The organism is Pseudomonas sp. LAIL14HWK12:I7 (assembly GCF_000483465.1).
GTDB classification, from domain to species: domain Bacteria; phylum Pseudomonadota; class Gammaproteobacteria; order Pseudomonadales; family Pseudomonadaceae; genus Aquipseudomonas; species Aquipseudomonas kermanshahensis.
Genome location: NZ_KI519607.1, coordinates 219,275 through 234,467, shown reverse-complemented (window position 1 = coordinate 234,467; position 15,193 = coordinate 219,275). Strand labels below are relative to the sequence as shown.

Sequence of the window (15,193 nt, the reverse complement as noted above, 5' to 3'; positions counted from 1 at the left end):
CCCCTGCGGGGCGCCCGCCGATGCGGTGGGCGAACAACACATTAACGGTGGCGCGGCGCGCCGGAAGCCCCGGCGGCCGTTCCATCATCGTTTCATAAAAGATTTTGAGCTCAAGGGCAGGGCAGGCCGGTTACGCCGGCCCCCGCCCGCCGATACTGGAGAAAGAAAGCATGAGCAACTGGTTAGTCGACAAACTGATCCCTTCGATCATGCGTTCCGAGGTGAAGAAGAGCTCGGTGCCTGAAGGCCTGTGGCACAAGTGCCCGGCTTGCGAGGCCGTGCTGTATCGTCCGGAGCTGGAAAAGACCCTCGATGTCTGCCCTAAGTGCAACCACCACATGCGCATCGGCGCACGTGCGCGTATCGACATCTTCCTCGACGCCGAAGGCCGTGCTGAGCTGGGCGCCGAGCTGGAGCCGGTCGACCGCCTGAAATTCCGCGATGGCAAGAAGTACAAGGACCGCCTCACCGGTGCGCAGAAGCAGACCGGCGAAAAAGACGCGCTGATCTCCATGAGCGGTACCCTGATGGGCATGCCGATCGTGGTCAGCGCGTTCGAATTCTCCTTCATGGGCGGCTCCATGGGTGCCATCGTCGGTGAGCGTTTCGTTCGCGCCGCCAACTACGCCCTGGAAAACCGCTGCCCGATGGTCTGTTTCTCGGCCTCCGGTGGCGCGCGCATGCAGGAAGCGCTGATCTCGCTGATGCAGATGGCCAAGACCTCGGCTGTGCTGGCGCGCCTGCGTGAAGAAGGCATTCCGTTCATCTCCGTGCTGACCGACCCGGTCTACGGCGGCGTTTCCGCCAGCCTGGCGATGCTGGGCGACGTCATCGTCGGCGAGCCCAAGGCACTGATCGGCTTTGCCGGCCCGCGCGTGATCGAGCAGACCGTACGTGAGAAGCTGCCAGAAGGCTTCCAGCGCAGCGAGTTCCTGCTGGAGCACGGCGCCATCGACCTGATCATCTCCCGTGGCGAACTGCGCCCGCGCCTGGCCCGTCTGCTGGCCCAGATGACCGGCCAGGAAACCCCGGAGCAGGCACGTGAGGCGGCTGCGGTCGCGTGATGAAACAACGATCCCTGGGCGAATGGCTCGCCTACCTCGAGCAGTTGCACCCTTCGGCCATCGACATGGGGCTGGAGCGTTCGCAGAACGTGCTTGCCCGCCTGGCGCTGGGCAAGCTGGCACCGCGCGTGGTGACCGTCACTGGCACCAATGGCAAGGGTTCCACCTGCGCCTTCGTCGCCGCGATGCTGCGTGCCCAGGGGCTCAAGGTGGGCGTGTACAGCTCGCCACACCTGTTGCGTTACAACGAGCGGGTGCTCATCAATGGCCAAGAGGCCAGTGATGAGCGCCTGTGCGAAGCCTTCGCCGCCGTCGAGGCGGCGCGAGGCGACATTTCCCTGACCTATTTCGAGATGGGCACCCTGGCGGCGTTCTGGTTGTTCTACCAGTCCAAGCTGGATGCTGTGGTGCTCGAAGTGGGGCTCGGTGGCCGTCTGGACACCGTGAACGTGGTGGATGCCGACCTGGCGCTGGTGACCAGCATCGGTGTCGACCATGTCGATTACCTGGGTGATACCCGTGAGCTTGTCGCCTTCGAGAAGGCCGGCATTTTCCGTGCTGGCAAGCCGGCGCTGTGTGGCGACCTTGACCCGCCGCAGCCCTTGCTGGACAAGGCCCATGAGCTGGCGGCGCCGTTGTTCTTGCGTGGGCGTGACTTCGACCTGGAAAGCACAGGCGACAGCTGGCACTGGCGTGGGAAAACGGCGGAGGGTGGCCTGGTAGCGTTGCGCGATCTGCCGCTGCTAGACCTGCCCATGGAAAACGCCACCCTGGCCCTGCAGGCCTACCTGTTGATGGGGCTGCCCTGGGATGCCGGTCAACTGCGCCAGGCGCTGCTCGATACCCGTATCACCGGTCGCCTCGATCGCCGTGAGGTGCGCTGGCAGGGCAAGCGTGTGGAGCTGTTGCTGGATGTCGGGCATAACCCGCATGCTGCGGCGTACCTGGCACGGCGCCTGGCGGCAAGTCCGGTCAAGGGGCGCCGCCTGGCAGTGTTCGGCCTGCTGGCCGACAAGGACCTGCCGGGCGTTGTCGAGCCTTTGCAGGCACTGGTCGACGACTGGGCGGTCGCACCGCTGGACACGCCGCGCAGCCGTCCGGCCGCAGAACTGGCTGACGCCTTGACGAACCTCGGCGCCGCGGTGAAGTCTTATGCCAGCGTTGACGCTGCCCTCGAAGGGCAATGCGCGCAGGCGACGGCGGATGATCAGGTCCTGCTGTTCGGTTCGTTTTTCTGTGTCGCCCAGGCCCTGGAGTGGTTGGCGCGGCAGGCCCCGGAGGGTTGAGTAGATGGCAGTGCTGGATAAAGGGATGAAACAGCGCATGGTGGGTGCGTTGGTGCTGGTGGCGCTGGCGGTGATCTTCCTGCCGATGCTGTTCACCCGCGAGGACGAGATGCGCCAGGTGCGTGTCGAGGCCCCGCAGGCGCCGGCCATGCCGAGCCTGCCAGAGGTGCAAGTGGAGCCGGTCGCCGTGCCGGAGCCGCAGGTGCTTGCAGAGGAGCCGCAGCAGCCACCGGTGGTGGTTGACGAGTCTACCGCGCCAGCCAGCACGCCTAGCCAGCCGATTACGCCATCCCCGCAAACGCAGGCCCAGGCTGCCAAGCCGCCAGCGCCCAAGGTTGAAGCCACACCGGCCGCCACCCCTGCGCCTGGCGTTGCCGCCGCCAAGCCGGCAGCGCCGTCTAAGATCGACGTGAATGGGTTGCCGGTCAGTTGGTCTATCCAATTGGCCAGCCTTTCCAATCGTGCCGGGGCTGAAAGCCTGCAGCAGACGTTGCGAAGCCAGGGCTACAACGCCTACATCCGCTCGGCGGGCGGTATGAACCGGGTGTACGTCGGGCCACTGATCGAGCGCGCCGAGGCCGAGCGCGTACGTGATGCAATCAACCGCAAGCACAGCCTCAAAGGCTTTGTGGTGCGCTTCCAGCCCGAGCGCGGCTGATAGCGCTGCCTCTTTGTAGGAGCGGCCTTGCGTCGCGAAAGGCCGCTCCTACAAGTATCGCGCAGTTGTTAATCGGCCCGACATTCCGCTTACCCCCAGCCCGCCGCTCTGGTAAAATGCGCCGCCTCAAACGTCTGCAGGCAGCACCGTGGCATTTACCTGGGTTGATTGGGCGATCATCGCGATCATCGCCGTCTCCACACTGATCAGTCTCAAGCGCGGCTTCGTCAAGGAAGCCTTGTCCTTGCTCATCTGGATCATTGCCGGTGCGGTTGCCTGGATGTTCGGTGGCTCGCTCTCGGTGTATCTTGAAAGCTACATCCAGACGCCATCGATGCGCATCATCGCAGGCTGCGCCATTCTTTTCGTCGCCACCCTGCTGGTGGGGGCCATGGTCAACTTCCTTGTCGGCGAGCTGATCCGCGTGACCGGGCTGTCGGGTACCGATCGTTTCCTCGGCATGGCTTTCGGCGCCGCGCGCGGGGCCTTGCTGGTGGTAGTGGCCATCGGGCTGCTTAGCCTGGGGCCGGTTCAACAAGACACTTGGTGGCAGGAATCACGCCTGATACCACAATTTCTCTTGGTCGCTGACTGGTCGAAAAACCTGATTCTGGGTTTCACCAGCCAGTGGATGTCCAGTGGGGTGATCAGCACACCGGCTGATCTCCCGTTCAAGGAACAGTTGCTCGGGCCGGCAAAGCCCTGAGCGCTATTCACTCAAGTTTCGTCAAAGTAGGGGTTGCGTCGCATGTGTGGCATCGTCGGTATCGTCGGTAAGTCGAACGTCAATCAGGCGCTGTATGACGCGCTTACGGTCCTCCAGCACCGCGGCCAGGACGCTGCCGGTATCGTGACCAGCCATGACGGCCGGTTATTCCTGCGCAAGGATAATGGCCTGGTGCGCGATGTCTTCCAGCAGCGCCACATGCAGCGCCTGGTCGGCCACATGGGTATCGGCCACGTGCGCTACCCAACGGCGGGCAGCTCGACCTCGGCCGAGGCCCAGCCGTTCTACGTCAACTCGCCGTACGGCATCACCCTGGCGCACAACGGCAACCTGACCAACGTCGAGCAGTTGGCCAAGGAGATCTACGAGTCCGACCTGCGCCACGTCAACACCAATTCCGACTCGGAAGTGCTGCTGAACGTGTTCGCCCACGAGCTGGCCGTACGCGGCAAGCTGCAGCCGACCGAAGAAGACGTGTTCGCTGCGGTTTCCCACGTGCACAGCCGCTGCGTAGGTGGTTATGCGGTGGTGGCCATGGTCACCGGTTATGGCATCGTCGGTTTCCGTGACCCGAACGGTATTCGCCCGGTGGTGTTCGGCCAGCGTCACACCGACGAAGGTGTGGAGTACATGATCGCCTCCGAAAGCGTCGCCCTGGACGTGCTGGGCTTCACCCTGATCCGCGACCTGGCGCCGGGCGAAGCGGTGTACATCACCGAAGAAGGCCAGCTGTACACCAAGCAGTGTGCACAAAACCCGAAACTGCAGCCGTGCATCTTCGAACACGTCTACCTGGCTCGTCCGGACTCGATCATGGATGGCGTCTCGGTGTACAAGGCGCGCCTGCGCATGGGCGAAAAGCTGGCCGAGAAGATCCAGCGTGAACGCCCTGAGCACAACATCGACGTGGTCATCCCAATCCCGGACACCAGCCGCACTGCGGCGCTGGAACTGGCCAACCACCTGGGCGTCAAGTTCCGCGAAGGCTTCGTCAAGAACCGCTACATCGGCCGTACCTTCATCATGCCCGGCCAGGCCGCGCGCAAAAAATCGGTACGCCAGAAGCTCAACGCCATCGAGCTGGAATTCCGCGGCAAGAACGTGATGCTGGTGGACGACTCGATCGTGCGCGGCACCACCTGCAAGCAGATCATCCAGATGGCCCGCGAAGCCGGCGCCAAGAACGTCTACTTCTGCTCCGCAGCCCCTGCGGTGCGCTACCCCAACGTCTACGGCATCGACATGCCGAGCGCTCACGAACTGATCGCCCACAACCGCACCACCGAACAGGTGGCCGAGTTGATCGGCGCCGACTGGCTGATTTACCAGGACCTGCCGGACCTGATCGAATCGGTCGGTGGCGGCAAGATCAAGATCGAGCACTTCGATTGCGCAGTGTTCAATGGTGAATACGTCACCGGCGACATCGACGCAGCCTACCTTGATCGTATCGAGCAGGCCCGTAACGACCTGGCGAAGGTGAAGACCCAGGCGGTCAGCGCGATCATCGACCTCTACAACAACTGATTAGGGAGCGACGGCATGACGGATCAATGGGATGCCGGACGACTGGACAGTGACCTCGAGGGTGTCGGCTTCGACACCCTGGCGGTGCGCGCCGGGCAAAACCGTACACCAGAGGCCGAGCACAGCGAAGCGCTGTTCCTGACCTCCAGCTATGTTTTCCGTACGGCTGCCGATGCGGCTGCACGCTTTGCTGGCGAAACGCCGGGTAACGTCTACTCGCGCTACACCAACCCGACTGTGCGTGCCTTCGAGGAACGCCTGGCGGCCATGGAGGGCGCCGAGCAGGCAGTGGCGACGTCCACCGGTATGGCGGCGATCCTTGCCGTGGTCATGTCGCTGTGCAGCGCCGGTGACCATGTGCTGGTGTCGCAGAGCGTATTTGGCTCGACCATCAGCCTGTTCGAGAAATACTTCAAGCGCTTCGGCGTCGAGGTGGACTATGTGCCGCTGGTCGACCTGTCGGGTTGGGAAAAGGCCATCAAGGCCAATACCAAGCTGCTGATCGTCGAGTCGCCGTCCAACCCGCTGGCCGAGCTGGTCGATATCACTGCCCTCAGCGAAGTCGCCCACGCGCGTGGCGCCATGCTGGTGGTGGACAACTGCTTCAGCACCCCGGCACTGCAGCAGCCGCTCAAGCTGGGTGCCGACATCGTGTTCCACTCGGCAACCAAGTTCATCGATGGCCAAGGCCGTTGCATGGGCGGTGTGGTGGCTGGGCGCAGTGATCAGATGAAAGAAGTGGTGGGCTTCCTGCGTACAGCAGGCCCGACCCTCAGCCCGTTCAATGCGTGGATCTTCACCAAAGGCCTGGAAACGCTCAAGCTACGCATGCGTGCGCACTGCGAGAGCGCTCAGCAACTGGCTGAGTGGCTGGAGCAGCAGGACGGCATCGAGAAAGTGCATTACGCCGGCTTGCCAAGCCACCCGCAGCACGAACTGGCCAAGCGCCAGATGAGCGGTTTTGGTGCGGTGGTCAGCTTCGAGGTCAAGGGCGGCAAAGAGGGCGCCTGGCGCTTCATCGATGCCACGCGGGTCATCTCGATCACCACCAACCTGGGTGACAGCAAGACCACCATCGCGCACCCTGCCACCACTTCCCACGGCCGCTTGTCGCCGCAGGAGCGCGAGGCAGCGGGTATCCGCGACAGCCTGGTCCGCGTTGCCGTGGGCCTTGAAGATGTGGCCGACCTGCAGGCAGACCTCGCGCGTGGGTTGGCGGCACTGTGATTGAAATCAGCGGCAGTAAGCCAGGCCATAACGGCCGGGTAGCCTTGGTGACCGGTGCCGCTCGCGGCATCGGCCTGGGGATTGCCGCCTGGTTGATCTGCGAAGGCTGGCAGGTGGTGCTCAGCGACCTTGACCGCCCACGCGGGGCCAAGGTGGCCAAGGCGTTGGGTGACAACGCCTGGTTCATCACCATGGACGTTGCCGACGAGGCGCAGGTCAGTGCCGGGGTGTCCGAGGTACTGGGGCAGTTCGGTCGGCTCGACGCGCTGGTGTGCAATGCGGCGATCGCCAACCCGCACAACCAGACGCTGGAAAGCCTTAGCCTGGCGCAATGGAACCGCGTGCTGGCGGTCAACCTCAATGGCCCGATGCTGCTGGCCAAGCATTGCGCACCTTACCTGCGTGCGCATAACGGGGCGATCGTCAACCTGACCTCGACCCGGGCACGGCAGTCCGAACCGGACACCGAAGCCTATGCGGCAAGCAAGGGCGGCCTGGTTGCGTTGACCCATGCCCTGGCCATGAGCCTGGGCCCGGAGATCCGCGTCAATGCGGTGAGCCCGGGCTGGATCGATGCACGAGACCCTTCCCAACGCCGTGCCGAACCGTTGACCGATGCCGACCATGCCCAGCACCCGACGGGCAGGGTAGGGACGGTGGAAGACGTGGCGGCCATGGTGGCCTGGCTGTTGTCGCGCCAAGCGGCTTTCGTCACCGGCCAGGAGTTCGTGGTCGATGGCGGCATGACCCGCAAGATGATCTACACCTGAGCTGTCAGATGTTAAGAAGGGGACCGAAAGGTCCCCTTCTTGTTTCCAGCGATTAATCATCGCGCGACTGCTTGGTGTAGGGGCAGCCTTGTGCTGCGAAGAGGGCAGTGAGCTCATGCTGAATCATCGGTGCATTCACCGGCCTCTTCGCAGCACAAGGCTGCTCCTACAGTGAAGGCGGGATCGATCCATTGCCCTCGCACTGGCAAACCTCTTTTTTGCCCTTTTTGAAAAAAAATTCAATGGGGGTATTGACTTAGCATCGGTACCTGCGTAAATTTCGCGGCCTCAGCGAAGCAAACGCAACAAGCAACATCGCGGGGGTGATTAGCTCAGCCGGGAGAGCATCTGCCTTACAAGCAGAGGGTCGGCGGTTCGATCCCGTCATCACCCACCACTTCCTGAGCGTTCCTGGTGCAGGAAGCTTCGAAAGAAGCAGATAGCCAGAGAGGAACAAGGCCTGATAAGCCACGACGTAAGTCACTATGCGCAGCGGTAGTTCAGTCGGTTAGAATACCGGCCTGTCACGCCGGGGGTCGCGGGTTCGAGTCCCGTCCGCTGCGCCACTTTTTAGTAACAGATGGGTGCCTTGCACCGGTCTGAGACCGAAAGGCAAATATGCCTGAGGTCGATCCCAGTTTCAATCGGGCGCAAGCCTGAACGATACGCAGCGGTAGTTCAGTCGGTTAGAATACCGGCCTGTCACGCCGGGGGTCGCGGGTTCGAGTCCCGTCCGCTGCGCCATCTTCGCCTCGAGGCCCCTTGAACGCCTCGAAGCAACGTGAAAAGCGACCTTAGGGTCGCTTTTTTCGTTTTCACGCCCCGCCAGTCCACATTTACACGAAGCTGACAGACTCTTCACGGATGAACGGTTTCAGTGCCCGTGCGCAGTGATGCACAATAGGCACCTTCTCGACTTACCCGGAATTCGCAATGACCAGATCATCCGTCTTTGGTGCGCTCGGGCTGGCCCTGGTGCTGGCGGGCGTGACCGGTTGTTCCTCGAAAAAAGCCGCCATCTACGAGCACGAGAACTTCGATGACTCGGGCACCTTCTCGCGCAGCTTCCCGGTGACCGATGCCGGCTCCTGCGAGGCCGCTCGCCGCGCCTTGCTCAGCCAGGGTTACATCATTACCAGCAGCGGCGCCAACCAGGTGACCGGCAACAAGAGCTTTCAGCAGAACAGCGAAAACCACCTGCAGATCAGCTTCAACGTTACCTGCGCACCCGACGTGAGCGACGAGCAGCGCTCGACCATGTTCGCCAACGCCCTGCAGGACCGCTACAGCCTGAAGAAATCCAACACTTCCGCCAGCCTTGGCGTGGGCGTGCTGGGTTCGGTGTCCATGCCGATAGGCTCCAGTGATGACTCGATGGTCAAGGTCGCCAGTGAGACGGTGACGGCGGCGCAGTTCTACGACCGTTACTTCGCACTGGTAGAGAGCTATCTGCCGAAGCCGAAAAAGGCCAGCAAGGCGAAGGCCAAAGTCGAGCCTGAGGCGCCCGCCCCCAAGGTTGAAAAACCAGCGGTAGACCTGGGGTTGCCGGAGCAGGCGGCTGCAGCGCCCGTGACCGCTCCTGTAACGCCCGCGGCTGAAGCCACACCAGCGGCTGAAAGCACGCCTGCACCTGCAGCCGTTGCCCCCGCCAGCGAAGTGCCAGCGGCGCCAGTGGCCAATGACAGCCAGGGGTCACAGCCAGTAGCGCCGCCCGCCGAACCTGCGCCTATTCAGGTGCAACAAGAGGCACTGCCTGCAGAGCCCGCACCCGCAGCGCTCTGACACATTCCCTGTTACAGACAGGCGGCGATAACGCCATCGATACCTGCTACGTTTACTTCTCATGAGCTTGTCATCATTCCTTCACCCAACCTGCTTAGGTTGAAGGCGACATCTACGAAGACAAATGAGAAAAGAGGACGCAGGGCAATGGATGAATATCAGGAAGAGCTGCTCGAGTTCCAGGCATACGAACTGGACACCCCGGAACCCGCCGACGACGCCACCGAGCTTTAGCCGGCCTGCCGCTGACTGCGGCGAAACTCCCCCGGCGTGAGGCCGGTCCAGCGCTTGAATGCGCGCTGGAAAGCCTCTGCCGAAGCAAACCCCAACAGATAAGCGATTTCGCCGAAAGCCAGCTCCGTGTCACGGATGTAGGTTTCGGCCAGGTCGCGCCGTGTCTCGTTCAACACGTCGCGAAAACGCGTCCCTTCTTCGGCCAGCTTGCGCCGCAATGTCCAGGTCGGCAGCTGCAGGCTCAGTGCCACTTCGTCCAGATCCGGTTCGCGGCCGCCATTGAGCAGCGGGCCGAGCAGGTGCGTGATGCGTTCACCGAGGCTGCGCACCCGCGTGCGCTGTTGCAACTCCGCTTCGCAAAGCTGCAGCAGGTGCTGCCAGGTGCTCGGGCAGTGCTGCGGGTTGGCCATCTGCAGGGTGGCGCGGCTCAGGCGCAGTTGATTGCCGTCGGCGCCGAATTGCACCGGGGTGCTGCACAGCGCCTGATACTGGGCGGCATACGGCGGCGCAGCAAATTCGATTTCAAGCCGTTCGGCCTGCAGCACAGTCCCCGCCAGGTCGCCCAGTTGCGCGAGCCAGCCGGCGAGCAGGGAGTCGACCACGAAGCGGTTGTAGGTGTTGTAGGGGCTGATGGAGTAAAACCGCAGCCAGGCGCCTTGGGCATCTTCCTGAAAGCGAGAGTGGCCCCGGTAGTTGGCAGCGTACAGCGGCTCAAAGCGCAACAAGGTGCGCGCCGCTTCGCCCACGGTGGGCGCCTGGGCTGCGGTGATGCCCGCAAGGCCTGCATGCGCCAGGCGGCTGAGCCGGCCCATGTGCAGGCCCAGCGCCGGCTCGGCGCAGAGCGCGATGGCGGCATGCCCAAGGTGCATGTAACGCGGGATCGACAGGCGGGCTCCGGCTTCGGCCAGGCGTGCCGCATCCAGGCCATAGCGTTGCAGCAGGGGCGCAGGGTCGTGGCCCAGCACGCGCAGGGCCTCGGCCAGTGGCTGGACAAACCCTACCGACAGATCACCCAGGCGCACGCGGGGGCGGGCCACGGGGTTACAACCACAGGTTCAGCAGGCGGGCGCCATGGCTGGGGTTGCCCGCCAGCAGTTGACCCGACTGATGGGCGAAGCCCTGGCCATCGCTGGCCTGCTCCCAGAACTGCCCACGCATGAACACGCTCATGCTGCTGACGTCTTCGCCGGCGGCCTGGGTTAGGCGTTGCCAGGCGTTTTGTTCGCTGACTTCGCCACGCTTGAGGGCGAGTTCGGCCGCCGCGTCCTGATGGCGATTGCCACGCCATGGCGCCTCCCAGCTGCCTTTGCCACTGAGGAATACCGGGTTGGCGATCAATTGCACGGATTGTTGTGTCAGTTGCTGGTGGTTTTCCGGGTACCAGCTGTCACTGCCGACCAGTACGCCCAGGCGCCCGGCCGGGGTTTGCAGCACCTGCAGCGGTTGCTGGCGGCCATCATGGATGAAACGGCGCGTTTCGCTGTCCGGGTACTGCTGGCGCTGTGGCTGGCCCAGCAGCGAGCCGTCGCCGGCAAACACCACGCTGCTGTTGTACAGCGGGCCATTGCCGGCGTGCAGCACGCCTTGTTTGACATAGGGGGCCGGCAGCACGATGGAGCCGGCCACCAGGGTGACGCCAAACTCCTTGGCCAGGCCACCGAACAACTGCTGATAATCGGCGGCCATCTGCTCGGCCTTCATGCGCAGGTGGGCGTCGCTGCGCCAGTCGTCGGCGTTGGCGCGCAGCATGGCCAGGCCATAGCGCAGCGGGTTGCTCAGTTCCAGCCATTGCAAGGCCTCGCGGCTCTGCGTGACTTGGTACAGCTCGTTCTTTTCACCCCGTGCCCACAGCCAGGTACCGATGTGCTCAGGCAGCACCACCACCGTGCGTGGGCCGACCAGCCCCTGTACCCGAGCTTGCTGCAAATAGGCCGAAAGCTTGCGGTGCAGGCGTTGCAGGTTCTGGTAGTCACTGGGGTAGAGCAGCGGTTCGACGCCAAGCAAATTGCCTCGCTCACCGGGCACGCCATGGTTGAGCGCCAGCTCGATGCGCAGGTCGGAAAGGTAGTGGCCTTCCGGGCGCTGCTGGGTCCAGAAGCCGTAGCCGCACAGGGCGGCAATCATCACCAGCGCCAGGGCGCTTGCCAGAAGTTTTCGCATGAAGCGGTACAGCGCCTTGGAAGTTGGAGTTGTCTAGGGTAGCCCTGCTGTACGGGAGGATCAATAAGTTGTCAGTTTCGATCATTGAGGCTGTTCAAACAGCTGTTTAATGTCAGTGGCAGATAAACGACGGGGCCCGCCGGCCGGCGAGGCACCCGCATTCCGTGATCACGCCACAGGGGGACATTCCATGGCTGCCGACCGTTATCCGCACCTGCTCGCACCGCTCGACCTGGGCTTCACCACCTTGCGCAATCGCACCCTGATGGGCTCGATGCACACGGGCCTTGAAGAACGCCCCGGCGGCTTCGAGCGCATGGCGGCCTATTTTGCCGAGCGCGCCCGTGGCGGCGTCGGCCTGATGGTCACCGGCGGTATCGCTCCGAATGACGAGGGTGGCGTCTACTCCGGCGCTGCCAAGCTCAGCACCGAGGAAGAGGCCGACAAGCACCGCATCGTGACCGAGGCGGTGCATGCCGCTGGCGGCAAGATCTGCCTGCAGATCCTCCATGCCGGGCGCTATGCCTACAGCCCGCGCCAGGTCGCGCCCAGCGCGATCCAGGCGCCGATCAACCCGTTCAAGCCCAAAGAACTGGACGAAGCAGGCATCGAGAAACAGATCGTCGACTTCGTCAATTGCGCCGCGCTGGCCCAGCGGGCCGGCTATGACGGCGTCGAGATCATGGGTTCGGAAGGCTACTTCATCAACCAGTTCCTGGCCGCCCACACCAACCACCGCACCGACCGCTGGGGGGGCAGCTATGAAAACCGCATGCGCTTGGCCGTCGAGATCGTCAGCCGTGTGCGCGGCGCGGTGGGCCCGAACTTCATCATCATCTTCCGCCTGTCGATGCTCGACCTGGTCGAAGGGGGCAGCACCTGGGACGAAATCGAACTGCTGGCCAAGGCCATCGAGCAGGCGGGGGCGACCCTGATCAATACCGGTATCGGGTGGCACGAAGCGCGTATCCCGACCATCGCCACCAAAGTGCCGCGGGCGGCGTTCAGCAAGGTCACCGCCAAGCTGCGTGGCACCGTGAGCATTCCGCTGATCACCACCAACCGCATCAACACCCCGGAAGTCGCCGAGGCGGTGCTCGCCGAAGGCGATGCCGACATGGTTTCGATGGCCCGGCCGTTCCTGGCCGACCCGGACTTCGTCAACAAGGCCGCTGCCGGGCGCGCTGACGAGATCAACACCTGCATCGGTTGCAACCAAGCCTGCCTGGACCACACCTTCGGCGGCAAGCTGACCAGTTGCCTGGTCAACCCGCGCGCCTGCCACGAGACCGAACTCAACTACCTGCCTGTGCGCACCGTGAAGCGTATTGCCGTTGTCGGTGCTGGCCCGGCCGGCCTGGCTGCCGCCACCGTGGCCGCCGAGCGGGGCCACCAGGTGACCTTGTTCGATGCCGCTGGCGAGATCGGCGGGCAGTTCAACGTGGCCAAGCGGGTGCCGGGCAAGGAAGAGTTCTTCGAGACCCTGCGCTATTTCCGTAACAAGCTGAGCAGCACTGGCGTAGACCAGCGCCTGAATACCCGCGTCGATGTACAGGCGCTGGTGGACGGCGGCTTCGACGAGGTCATCCTGGCCACCGGCATCGCGCCGCGTACGCCCGCGATCCCGGGGGTCGAGCATGCCAAGGTGCTCAGCTACCTGGACGTGCTGCTCCAGCGTAAGCCAGTCGGCCAGGCTGTCGCGGTGATTGGCGCCGGTGGCATCGGCTTCGATGTGTCCGAATACCTGGTGCACCAGGGCGTGGCCAGCAGCCAGGACCGCGAGGCGTTCTGGAAAGAGTGGGGCATCGACACCCAGCTCAAGGCCCGCGGTGGTGTGGCCGGCATCAAGGCTGCGCCGCACGCGCCGGCACGCCAGGTGTATCTGCTGCAGCGCAAGCAGTCCAAGGTCGGCGACGGGTTGGGCAAGACCACCGGCTGGATCCACCGGACGGGGCTGAAGAACAAGCAGGTGCAGATGCTCAACGGCGTGGAGTACCTGGGTATCGATGATGCCGGCTTGCATATTCGGGTCGGCGGCGGTGAGCCGCAATTGCTGGCAGTGGACAACGTGGTGATCTGTGCCGGGCAGGAGCCGCTGCGAGAGCTGCAAGAAGGCTTGCTGGCCGCAGGCCAGTCGGTGCACTTGATCGGTGGCGCGGATGTGGCGGCCGAGCTGGATGCCAAGCGGGCGATCAACCAAGGCTCGCGGTTGGCTGCCGAGCTTTGAGATAGCCGGGGGCCGCGAAGCGGCCCCCGATGTTCACTGATAAACTGAAGCCTTCGCTTCAGGCCCCGTTCCATGTCTATCGATTTTCTCGACCTGCCCCAGGCTCCTCTACACCCCCTGAACCTGCCCTGGCTACAAAACGCCAAGGTCGAAGTCGCCATCCTGCGCTTGGACTTGATCGACCCCCTGATCAGCGGCAACAAGTGGTTCAAGCTGCGCCACCACCTCCAGCACGCCCATGAGTCAGGTGCCCCTGGCCTGATCAGCCTCGGCGGCAGCCACTCCAACCACCTTCATGCCCTGGCCGCTGCCGGCAAGCGCTTCGGCTTCGCCACGGCCGGCCTGCTGCGTGGCCACCCCCAGGACACGCCGACGGTGCGGGATCTGCAGGCGTTGGGCATGCACGTGCATTGGCTCGGCTATGGCGGCTACCGCGCCCGTCATGAGGCGGGTTTCTGGCAGCCCTGGCAGGCACGCTACCCCGGTTGGCACTGCATTCCCGAAGGCGGCGGCGGCTTGGCCGGCGCGCAGGGTTGCGGGTTGATCGTCGCGCAGGCGCGCGCGCAACTGGGCGAGATCGGTTGGGACGATTACAGCGCCTGGTGGCTGCCCGTGGGTACCGGTACAACGTTGGCCGGCCTGGTGCTGGAAGAGGCGGGCGCGCATGACGTGCACGGCGCGCTGGCGGTGCCCCGCGATCACGGCGTGCCGGACGTTGTGAGGGATCTGGCCGGCGGCAGTGGCTATCAACTGCATGATGCCTGCCGGGGCGGTTTCGCTCGGATCGACGACGAGCTGCTGGGGTTCATCGACGCTTGCGAGCGGCACACAGGCGTGCCGCTGGAGGCGCTCTACACCGGCAAGGCCCTGCTGGCGCTGCGCGAGCAGGTCGAGGCCGGCCTGTTCGCGCCCGGCACCCGCCTGATCGTGCTGCATACCGGTGGCCTGCAAGGCCGGCGCGGTTATTTGTAGGGCAGCATGCGCAGCAGCGTGTTGTCGCGCTGCACGTAGTGGTGATACAGCCCGGCCAATGCATGCAGGCCGATCAGCCAGTAACCCCAGCTGCCGATGCGTTCATGCCAGCCTTTGATGAATTTGGCCTGGTCTGGGTCCGCGCCGATGAGGTGCGGCAGTTCCAGCCCGTAGAAGGGGACTGGCTTGTCGGCGGCGCTCAAGATCAGCCAGCCGGCCAGGGGCAGGCCGATCATCAGCAGGTACAGCGCCAGGTGCATCAGGTGGGCAAGGCCGGTCTGCCAAGCAGGTGGCTTGGGCAGGATGGGCGGGGTGGGGCGGCTCAGGCGCACGGCCAGGCGCAGCCAGACCAGCACGAACACGGTCAGGCCCAGCATGAAGTGCAGGTCCTTCATCAGGTTGCGCTCGGCGCTGTCCTTGGGGAACAGGCCGCGAAACTCGATGCAGGCGTATACGACGGCCAGTAGCACCAGCATCAGCCAATGCAGGGCGATGGACAGGCGCGCGTAATGTTGCGTGGGGCTGGATGAAACCATGGAGGATCCTCATCATCAGGTCT

General features: G+C 64.0%; 13 protein-coding genes and 3 tRNA genes. 13 read left to right on the top strand and 3 right to left on the bottom strand.

Going from position 1 to position 15,193, the window contains the following annotated elements; translation table 11 throughout:
- The first annotated feature begins 170 nt into the window (after positions 1-170).
- From accD to D886_RS0126160, 11 genes are all read left to right on the top strand, one after another.
- Positions 171-1,064, top strand: coding sequence for an acetyl-CoA carboxylase, carboxyltransferase subunit beta (accD, locus tag D886_RS0126210; RefSeq protein WP_027596723.1), 894 nt, complete (start codon positions 171-173; stop codon positions 1,062-1,064).
- Entirely contained in the window at positions 1,064-2,350 is a 1,287-nt protein-coding gene (folC, locus tag D886_RS0126205; RefSeq protein WP_027596722.1) for a bifunctional tetrahydrofolate synthase/dihydrofolate synthase, read from the top strand. Before accD ends, folC begins: the two co-directional genes overlap by 1 nt.
- A gap of 4 nt (positions 2,351-2,354) precedes the next feature.
- Positions 2,355-3,008 (top strand): SPOR domain-containing protein, encoded by a 654-nt coding sequence (locus D886_RS0126200; protein WP_027596721.1) that lies wholly within the window; start codon positions 2,355-2,357, stop codon positions 3,006-3,008.
- Positions 3,009-3,156: 148 nt separating this feature from the next.
- On the top strand, positions 3,157-3,714 hold the full coding sequence (locus D886_RS0126195; protein ID WP_012313468.1) for a CvpA family protein: 558 nt from the start codon (positions 3,157-3,159) through the stop codon (positions 3,712-3,714).
- A 42-nt stretch (positions 3,715-3,756) separates the two neighbouring features.
- Positions 3,757-5,262 carry an amidophosphoribosyltransferase gene (gene purF / locus D886_RS0126190; RefSeq protein WP_027596720.1) on the top strand — a complete coding sequence of 502 codons (1,506 nt, stop codon included), beginning with the start codon at positions 3,757-3,759 and terminating at the stop codon, positions 5,260-5,262.
- A 15-nt stretch (positions 5,263-5,277) separates the two neighbouring features.
- On the top strand, positions 5,278-6,489 hold the full coding sequence (locus tag D886_RS0126185; protein WP_027596719.1) for an O-succinylhomoserine sulfhydrylase: 1,212 nt from the start codon (positions 5,278-5,280) through the stop codon (positions 6,487-6,489).
- Positions 6,486-7,259, top strand: coding sequence for an SDR family oxidoreductase (locus tag D886_RS0126180; protein ID WP_027596718.1), 774 nt, complete (start codon positions 6,486-6,488; stop codon positions 7,257-7,259). The genes D886_RS0126185 and D886_RS0126180 overlap by 4 nt, the downstream gene beginning before the upstream one ends.
- 321 nt (positions 7,260-7,580) lie before the next feature.
- Positions 7,581-7,656 (top strand) — tRNA-Val (locus D886_RS0126175).
- 92 nt (positions 7,657-7,748) lie between these two features.
- A tRNA-Asp gene (locus D886_RS0126170) sits at positions 7,749-7,825 on the top strand.
- 101 nt (positions 7,826-7,926) lie between these two features.
- Positions 7,927-8,003, top strand: a tRNA-Asp gene (locus tag D886_RS0126165).
- A 189-nt stretch (positions 8,004-8,192) separates the two neighbouring features.
- Entirely contained in the window at positions 8,193-9,041 is an 849-nt protein-coding gene (locus D886_RS0126160; protein ID WP_027596717.1) for a DUF2242 domain-containing protein, read from the top strand.
- A 230-nt stretch (positions 9,042-9,271) separates the two neighbouring features.
- Here D886_RS0126160 and D886_RS0126150 read toward each other — a convergent pair whose 3' ends face one another.
- Together D886_RS0126150 and D886_RS0126145 are read right to left on the bottom strand one after the other, a co-directional pair.
- On the bottom strand, positions 9,272-10,312 hold the full coding sequence (locus D886_RS0126150) for an AraC family transcriptional regulator (RefSeq protein WP_027596716.1): 1,041 nt from the start codon (positions 10,310-10,312) through the stop codon (positions 9,272-9,274).
- Between the two features lie 4 nt (positions 10,313-10,316).
- Positions 10,317-11,435: a nitrilase-related carbon-nitrogen hydrolase gene (locus D886_RS0126145; protein WP_027596715.1), complete on the bottom strand. Its 1,119-nt coding sequence runs from the start codon at positions 11,433-11,435 to the stop codon at positions 10,317-10,319.
- Between the two features lie 190 nt (positions 11,436-11,625).
- On the opposite strand from D886_RS0126145, the gene D886_RS0126140 reads away from it, so the two are divergent.
- Both D886_RS0126140 and D886_RS0126135 read left to right on the top strand, forming a co-directional pair.
- A complete protein-coding gene (locus tag D886_RS0126140) occupies positions 11,626-13,662 on the top strand; it encodes an NADPH-dependent 2,4-dienoyl-CoA reductase (RefSeq protein WP_027596714.1) in 2,037 nt (678 codons plus the stop codon).
- Between the two features lie 78 nt (positions 13,663-13,740).
- Entirely contained in the window at positions 13,741-14,634 is an 894-nt protein-coding gene (locus D886_RS0126135; RefSeq protein WP_097151355.1) for a 1-aminocyclopropane-1-carboxylate deaminase/D-cysteine desulfhydrase, read from the top strand.
- Here D886_RS0126135 and cybB read toward each other — a convergent pair.
- Positions 14,625-15,170: a cytochrome b561 gene (cybB, locus tag D886_RS0126130; protein ID WP_027596712.1), complete on the bottom strand. Its 546-nt coding sequence runs from the start codon at positions 15,168-15,170 to the stop codon at positions 14,625-14,627. The genes D886_RS0126135 and cybB overlap by 10 nt on opposite strands.
- Between the last annotated feature and the right edge of the window lie 23 nt (positions 15,171-15,193).

Coding starts and splice junctions, on each gene's coding strand:
- D886_RS0126145 (WP_027596715.1), bottom strand. CDS start 11,435: ATGCGAAAACTTCTGGCAAGCGCCCTGGCGCTGGTGATGATTGCCGCC.
- D886_RS0126200 (WP_027596721.1), top strand. CDS start 2,355: ATGGCAGTGCTGGATAAAGGGATGAAACAGCGCATGGTGGGTGCGTTG.
- folC (WP_027596722.1), top strand. CDS start 1,064: ATGAAACAACGATCCCTGGGCGAATGGCTCGCCTACCTCGAGCAGTTG.
- cybB (WP_027596712.1), bottom strand. CDS start 15,170: ATGGTTTCATCCAGCCCCACGCAACATTACGCGCGCCTGTCCATCGCC.
- accD (WP_027596723.1), top strand. CDS start 171: ATGAGCAACTGGTTAGTCGACAAACTGATCCCTTCGATCATGCGTTCC.
- D886_RS0126140 (WP_027596714.1), top strand. CDS start 11,626: ATGGCTGCCGACCGTTATCCGCACCTGCTCGCACCGCTCGACCTGGGC.
- purF (WP_027596720.1), top strand. CDS start 3,757: ATGTGTGGCATCGTCGGTATCGTCGGTAAGTCGAACGTCAATCAGGCG.
- D886_RS0126185 (WP_027596719.1), top strand. CDS start 5,278: ATGACGGATCAATGGGATGCCGGACGACTGGACAGTGACCTCGAGGGT.
- D886_RS0126160 (WP_027596717.1), top strand. CDS start 8,193: ATGACCAGATCATCCGTCTTTGGTGCGCTCGGGCTGGCCCTGGTGCTG.